This is a genomic window from Deltaproteobacteria bacterium (assembly GCA_035063765.1).
In the GTDB taxonomy this organism is placed as follows: domain Bacteria; phylum Myxococcota_A; class UBA9160; order UBA9160; family PR03; genus CAADGG01.
The window spans coordinates 1-6243 of the sequence record JAPSFT010000051.1 but is presented as its reverse complement, the minus strand read 5'-3'; the positions used below and the strand labels follow the sequence as shown (position 1 = coordinate 6243).

At 75.1% G+C, this 6243-nt stretch carries 6 protein-coding genes; all 6 read left to right on the top strand.

Annotated elements, in window-relative coordinates:
- The coding region (locus OZ948_19725) for a hypothetical protein (protein ID MEB2346949.1) at positions 1-1337 on the top strand (1337 nt) is incomplete at its 5' end.
- On the top strand, positions 1334-1870 hold the full coding sequence (locus OZ948_19720; protein MEB2346948.1) for a hypothetical protein: 537 nt from the start codon (positions 1334-1336) through the stop codon (positions 1868-1870). The genes OZ948_19725 and OZ948_19720, both read left to right, overlap by 4 nt.
- Before the next feature lie 58 nt (positions 1871-1928).
- Entirely contained in the window at positions 1929-3179 is a 1251-nt protein-coding gene (icd, locus tag OZ948_19715; GenBank protein MEB2346947.1) for an NADP-dependent isocitrate dehydrogenase, read from the top strand.
- A 40-nt stretch (positions 3180-3219) separates the two neighbouring features.
- Positions 3220-4149 (top strand): malate dehydrogenase, encoded by a 930-nt coding sequence (mdh, locus tag OZ948_19710; GenBank protein MEB2346946.1) that lies wholly within the window; start codon positions 3220-3222, stop codon positions 4147-4149.
- The gene (sucC, locus tag OZ948_19705) at positions 4146-5318 is read left to right on the top strand and encodes an ADP-forming succinate--CoA ligase subunit beta (protein MEB2346945.1); all 1173 of its coding nucleotides are present in this window, start codon (positions 4146-4148) and stop codon (positions 5316-5318) included. Before mdh ends, sucC begins: the two co-directional genes overlap by 4 nt.
- 5 nt (positions 5319-5323) lie before the next feature.
- The gene (sucD, locus tag OZ948_19700) at positions 5324-6187 is read left to right on the top strand and encodes a succinate--CoA ligase subunit alpha (GenBank protein ID MEB2346944.1); all 864 of its coding nucleotides are present in this window, start codon (positions 5324-5326) and stop codon (positions 6185-6187) included.
- The last annotated feature ends 56 nt before the right edge of the window (positions 6188-6243 follow it).

Sequence of the window (6243 nt, the reverse complement as noted above, 5' to 3'; positions counted from 1 at the left end):
GCTCGGCGGCGGCGCTCGAGCTCGCGGCGGCCGGCGCGGAGGTGACCCTCGTGCGCGCGGGCCCGGGCGCGACGGCGCTCGGCTGGGGCACGCTCGACCTGGCGGCCGCCTCGCCGCTGCGCCGCGGGGGGCTCCCCCTGCGCGACGCGCCCGACGGCCCGCCGCTCGCGCCCCTGCGGCGCCTCGAGCGCGCCGCGCTCGCGCAGGGATCGGCGGCGGCCGCGCGCCACCCCTACGCGATTCTGTGGCCCGCGCGCGATCCGGAGCCCGAGATCCGCGAGGCCGTCGCCGCGCTCGACGCCTGGCTCGCGCCCGCGGGCCTGCGCGTGACGGGCGATCCCGCCCGCACGCGCTGGCTCGCCGACGTGCACGGCGCGCTGCGCGCCGCGGACCTTGCGTTCTCGGGCGCCGGCGAGGGGGCGCTCGAGGACGCCCCGGAGATCGTGCTCGTCGAGCTCCCGGGCCTCGCGGGCTACGAGGCGCGTGCGGCGCTGCGCACGCTCGCGGCCGAGCTCGCGGCCGTGGACGGCGAGGGCCGGCGGCTCCAGCTCGGGCGCCTCGAGCTCCCGCCGCCCCTGCGCGCGCTCGCCGCGACGCCCGCGCGGCTCGCCCGCGCGCTCGAGGATCCGGCCGCGCAGCAGGTGCTGGCCCCCGCGCTGGCCGCCCTCGGCGGGCCCGAGCGCCTCGTGCTCTTCCCGCCCGTGCTCGGCCTCGACGGCGCCGCGCAGGTGGCGGCCTGGGCGCGCGCCGCGGCGGGCGGCCGGGTCGCGGAGCTCGTGGGCTCGCCGGCGCTCGCGCTCGCCGGCTTCCGCCTCGACCGCGCGCTCCAGGCCGCGCTCGCGCGCGCGGGCGTCGAGCGGCGCGCGGCGCGCGCGCTCTCGATCGAGTGGCGCGCGGGGCGGGCGGCGGCGCTCGGGCTCGCGGCGCACGACGGGGAGGAACGCCTCGCCTTCGACGCGCTCGTCCTGGCCTCGGGACGCTTCGTCGGCGGCGGCGTGGCCGACGGCGAGGGAGGCCTCCGCGAGCCCCTGCTCGGCCTTCCCCTCTACGACCTCGGCGGCCGGCGCGTCGACGGGATCGCGCCGCGCCGGCTCGTGCGGCGCGACTACGAGGGCGAACAGCCGCTCTTCTCCGCGGGCGTGCGCGCCGACGCGCGGCTGCGCCCGCTCGCGGCCGACGGCACCCCACTCGCGAACGTCTTCGCCGCGGGCGACCTGCTCGGGGGCTTCGACCCCGCACGCGAGCGGACGGGGCTCGGGGTCGCGCTGCTCACGGGCCGGCGCGCGGGGCGCGAGGCCTGCCGCACCCACGCCGCGCCGGGGCGGGCGGCCTCGTGAGCGGCTACCGCGGCTTCCTCCGCGAGCTCGCGCGCACCGGCACCTGGCGGGCGCTCGCGCTCCAGGTCCGCGCCGGGGCGGGCCACCTCCTGCGCCGGCTCGCCGGGCGCCGGGGCGGCGACCCGATTGCGCGCTTCCTCGCCCACTACGGCGCCGACGGCTTCGGGCTGCCCGATCGCGAGCGCGCGCGGCTCCAGCTCGCCGCGGAGGCGTGCCTGGCCTGCAGCCTGTGCAGCGTCGAGTGCGCGCGCGCCGGCGGGGCGCCGCCCTGCGAGCCGCGCGACGCGGTGCTCTCCGCCGTGCGCCTCGAGATCGACTGGCTGCGCCTCGGGCCCGACGCGCACCGCGCGCCGCCGGCTCGCGGCGCGGCGGGCGGCTCCAGCGGGCGCCCGGCCGCGGCGGGGGCAGCCGCGGTGCCCGCAGCCGCGGCGGCCGGCGCGGCGCGCTGCAGCGCTTGTGCGGCCTGCGAGGCGGTCTGTCCCGTCGGGATCCCGATCGCCGCGATCCAGGTGACGCTCGCCCGTCTCGTGTAGCGGGCCGGGCCCGCGGCGCGGTCGCCACTCCCCCGCAGATTCGCTAGAACGCGGCACCATGCCGAGCCCCTGGAAGCCGAGCGTGCCCGCCGAGGGCGCGCGGATCCGTCTCGACGGCGGCACGCTCGCCGTCCCCGACCACCCGATCGTTCCCTTCATCGAGGGCGACGGCACCGGGCCCGACATCTGGGCCGCCTCGGTGCGGGTCTTCGACGCGGCCGTCGCGAAGGCCTACGGCGGCCGGCGCAAGATCGCCTGGATGGAGGTCCTGGCCGGGCAGAAGGCCTTCGACCGCACCGGCGACTGGCTGCCCGAGGCGACGCTCGACGCCTTCCGCGAGTACCTGGTCGGGATCAAGGGGCCACTCACGACGCCGGTCGGCGGCGGCATCCGCAGCCTGAACGTCGCCCTGCGCCAGATCCTCGATCTCTACGTGTGCTTGCGGCCGGTGCGCTGGTACGAGGGCGTGCCGAGCCCCGTGAAACGCCCGCAGGACGTCGACATGGTGATCTTCCGCGAGAACTCGGAGGACATCTACGCGGGCATCGAGTGGCCGGCGGAGTCGCCCGAGGCGCGGAAGCTGATCGCCTTCCTCCAGGACGAGATGGGCGTCACGAAGATCCGCTTCCCCGCGACCTCCGGGATCGGCATCAAGCCCGTCTCGCGCGAGGGTACCGAGCGCCTGCTACGCGCGGCCCTCGACTTCGCGATCGCCCACGGGCGCCGGTCGGTGACGATCGTGCACAAGGGCAACATCATGAAGTTCACCGAGGGCGCCTTCCGGGACTGGGGCTACGCGCTCGTGAAGCGCGAGTACGCGGGGCGCGCGATCGGCTGGGACGACTGCGGCGGCCAGGCACCGAAGGGCCAAGTCCTGGTCAAGGACGCGATCGCCGACATCACGCTCCAGCAGGTGCTGACGCGCCCGACCGACTTCGACGTGATCGCCACCCTGAACCTGAACGGCGACTACCTCTCGGACGCGCTGGCGGCGCAGGTGGGCGGGATCGGCATCGCACCGGGCGCCAACATCAACTACCAGACGGGCCACGGCATCTTCGAGGCCACCCACGGCACGGCGCCCAAGTACGCCGGGCAGGACAAGGTGAACCCGAGCTCGGTGATCCTGTCCGGCGTGATGATGCTCGCGCACATGGGCTGGCAGGAGGCGGCCGACCGCATCGAGGCCGGCATCTCGAAGGCGATCGCCGCGAAGACCGTCACCTACGACTTCCACCGCCTGATGGACGGCGCGAAGCTGCTCCGCTGCAGCGAGTTCGGGGACGCGATCATCGCCAACATGGGCTGAGCGTCCCGCCCCCAACCCACCCCAGCCAAGGAGACCCCCCATGGCGCGGCCCAGGATCGCTCTCATCGGAGCCGGCAACATCGGCGGCGTGCTCGCCGAGCAGCTCGCCTACCGCGAGCTCGGCGACGTGGTGCTCTTCGACGTGGTCGAGGGCATGCCCCAGGGCAAGGCGCTCGACATCGCCGAGGGCGCGCCGCTCTTCGGCGCCGACGCGAAGCTGGTCGGCGTGAACGCCTACGAGGGCATCGCCGGCTCGGACCTCGTGATCATCACCGCGGGGCTCGCGCGCAAGCCCGGCATGTCGCGCGACGACCTGCTGAAGACGAACCTCGCGATCATGAAGCAGGTGGCCGAGGGGGTGAAGACGCACGCTCCGCAGGCGACCGTGATCGTGATCAGCAACCCGCTCGACGCGATGGTCTACACCTTCAAGAAGATCTCGGGCTTCCCGAAACACCGCGTCGTCGGCATGGCCGGGGTGCTCGACTCGACCCGCTTCCGCGCCTTCGTGGCCTGGGAGCTCGGCGTCTCGGTGCAGGACGTGACGGCGCTCGTGCTCGGCGGCCACGGCGACACGATGGTGCCGCTGGTCCGCTACTGCACGGTGGCGGGCATCCCGATCACGAAGCTGCTCCCGCAGGCGAAGATCGACGCGATCGTCGAGCGCACCAAGAACGCCGGGGGCGAGGTGGTGGCGCTGCTCAAGACCGGCTCGGCCTTCGTCTCGCCGGCCGCGAGCGCGGTCGAGATGGCCGAGTCGATCCTGAAGGACAAGAAGCGAGTGCTGGCCTGCGCCTGCCTGTGCGAGGGCGAGTACGGCGTCGACGGCCTCTACCTGGGCGTGCCCTGCGTGCTCGGCGCGAACGGGGTCGAGCGGATCCTCGAGCTCGAGCTCGACGCCGGCGAGCGCAAGCTCTTCGACGCCTCGGTCGAGCACGTGCGCAAGCTGGTCGGCGAGATCCGGCTGTGAACGTCCACGAGTACCAGGCGAAGGAGCTCCTGCGCAGCTACGGGGTGCCGGTGCCGCCCGGGCGGCTCGCCACCTCGCCGGCCGAGGCCGAGAGTGCGGCGCGCGGCCTCGACGCGAAGCTCGTGGTGGTGAAGGCGCAGGTGCACGCGGGCGGGCGCGGCAAGGCCGGGGGGATCAAGGTCGCGAAGTCGCCGGGCGAGGCGAAGCGACTCGCCTCCGAGATCCTCGGCATGACGCTGCGCACGCACCAGACCGGGCCCGAGGGGAAGCTCGTGCGCAAGGTCTGGGTCGAGGCCGGCTGCGAGATCGCGCGCGAGCTCTACCTCGCGATCGTGCTCGACCGGGCCGCCGAGGACCTCGCGATCATCGCCTCGACCGAGGGCGGCATGGAGATCGAGGAGGTCGCCGCGCGCACGCCGGAGAAGATCGTGACCGTGCACGTGGACCCGGCCACGGGCCTCCAGCCCTACCACGTGCGGCGCGTGGCCTTCGGGCTGGGCCTCGGCGCCGACGTGGTGCCGCGCTTCGAGGTCTTCCTCGGCGGGCTCTTCCGGCTCTTCACCGAGAAGGACGGCTCGCTGGCCGAGATCAACCCGCTCGTGGTGACGAAGGCCGGCGACCTGCTCGCGCTCGACGGCAAGCTCAACTTCGACGACAACGCGCTCTTCCGCCACCCCGACATCCGCGCGCTGCGCGATCCGGACGAGGAGGACGCGCGCGAGCGCGAGGCGAACGAGCTCGACCTGGCCTACGTGGGCCTCGACGGCGACGTCGGCTGCCTCGTGAACGGCGCGGGCCTCGCGATGGCGACGCTCGACATGCTGCGGGCCGCGGGCGGGGCGCCCGCGAACTTCCTCGACGTCGGCGGCGGCACGGACCAGCAGCGCGTGGCCGCGGCCTTCAAGCTGATCCTCGCCGACCCGCAGGTGAAGGCGATCCTCGTGAACATCTTCGGCGGGATCGTACGCTGCGACCTGGTCGCCGAGGGGGTCGTCGCGGCGGCGCGCGAGATCGGCGTCGCGGTCCCGATCGTCGTGCGCCTGCAGGGCACCAACGCCGCCGAGGGCCGCGCGATCCTCCAGGCCTCGGGGCTCGACCTCACCCCGGCCGACACCTTCCGCGAGGCCGCCGAGCGGGCGGTCGCCGCGGCGAAGACGGGCAGGAAGTAGGAGCCATGGCGATCCTGTGCGACGAGAAGACGCGCCTGCTCGTGCAGGGCCTGGGCCGGATGGGGCGCTTCCACGCCGGCCTCTCGCGCGACTACCACACCCAGGTGGTGGGCGGCGTCGCGCCCGGCAAGGGCGGCGGAGAGGTGGACGGCCTGCCGGTCTTCGACACCGTGCGCGAGGCCGTGGCGGCGACCGGCGCCGACGCCTCGGTGGTGTTCGTGCCCCCGCCCGGCGCGGCCGACGCGATCCTCGAGGCGGCCGACGCCGGCATCGGGCTCGTGGTCTGCATCACCGAGGGCATCCCCGCCCTCGACATGCTGCGCGTGAAGCGCGCGCTCCGCGGTGGGCCTACGCGCCTGCTCGGCCCGAACTGCCCGGGCGTGGTCACCCCCGGCCGCTGCCGGATCGGGATCATGCCGGCGCAGATCACGCGGCCCGGCCCGGTGGGCGTGGTGTCGCGCTCGGGCACGCTCACCTACGAGGCGGTCGACCAGCTCTCGCGGCTCGGCATCGGCCAGTCGAGCTGCGTCGGGATCGGCGGCGACGCGATCATCGGCACCACCTTCGTGGACGCGCTCGCGCTCTTCGAGGCCGATCCGGAGACCCGGGCGGTCGTGATGATCGGCGAGATCGGCGGCTCGGCCGAGGAGGCGGCGGCGGAGTTCATCGCGACCCGGATGAGCAAGCCCGTGGCCGCCTTCATCGCCGGCCAGAACGCGCCCCCCGGCAAGCGGATGGGCCACGCCGGCGCGATCATCGCCGGCGGCAAGGGCCGCGCTGCCGACAAGATCGCCGCGCTCGAGAAGGCTGGCGTCGCCATCGCCCCGGCGCCCGCCGAGATCGGCGAAACCCTCGCGCGGAGGCTCTGAGGGGGACAGACCCGGCGATCCGGCGATTCCCGCAGCGGGAATCGCCGGATCGCCGG

Bases quoted from the DNA above. Each gene is read 5' to 3' on its own strand.
- icd (MEB2346947.1), top strand. From the start codon at position 1,929: ATGCCGAGCCCCTGGAAGCCGAGCGTGCCCGCCGAGGGCGCGCGGATC.
- mdh (MEB2346946.1), top strand. From the start codon at position 3,220: ATGGCGCGGCCCAGGATCGCTCTCATCGGAGCCGGCAACATCGGCGGC.
- sucD (MEB2346944.1), top strand. From the start codon at position 5,324: ATGGCGATCCTGTGCGACGAGAAGACGCGCCTGCTCGTGCAGGGCCTG.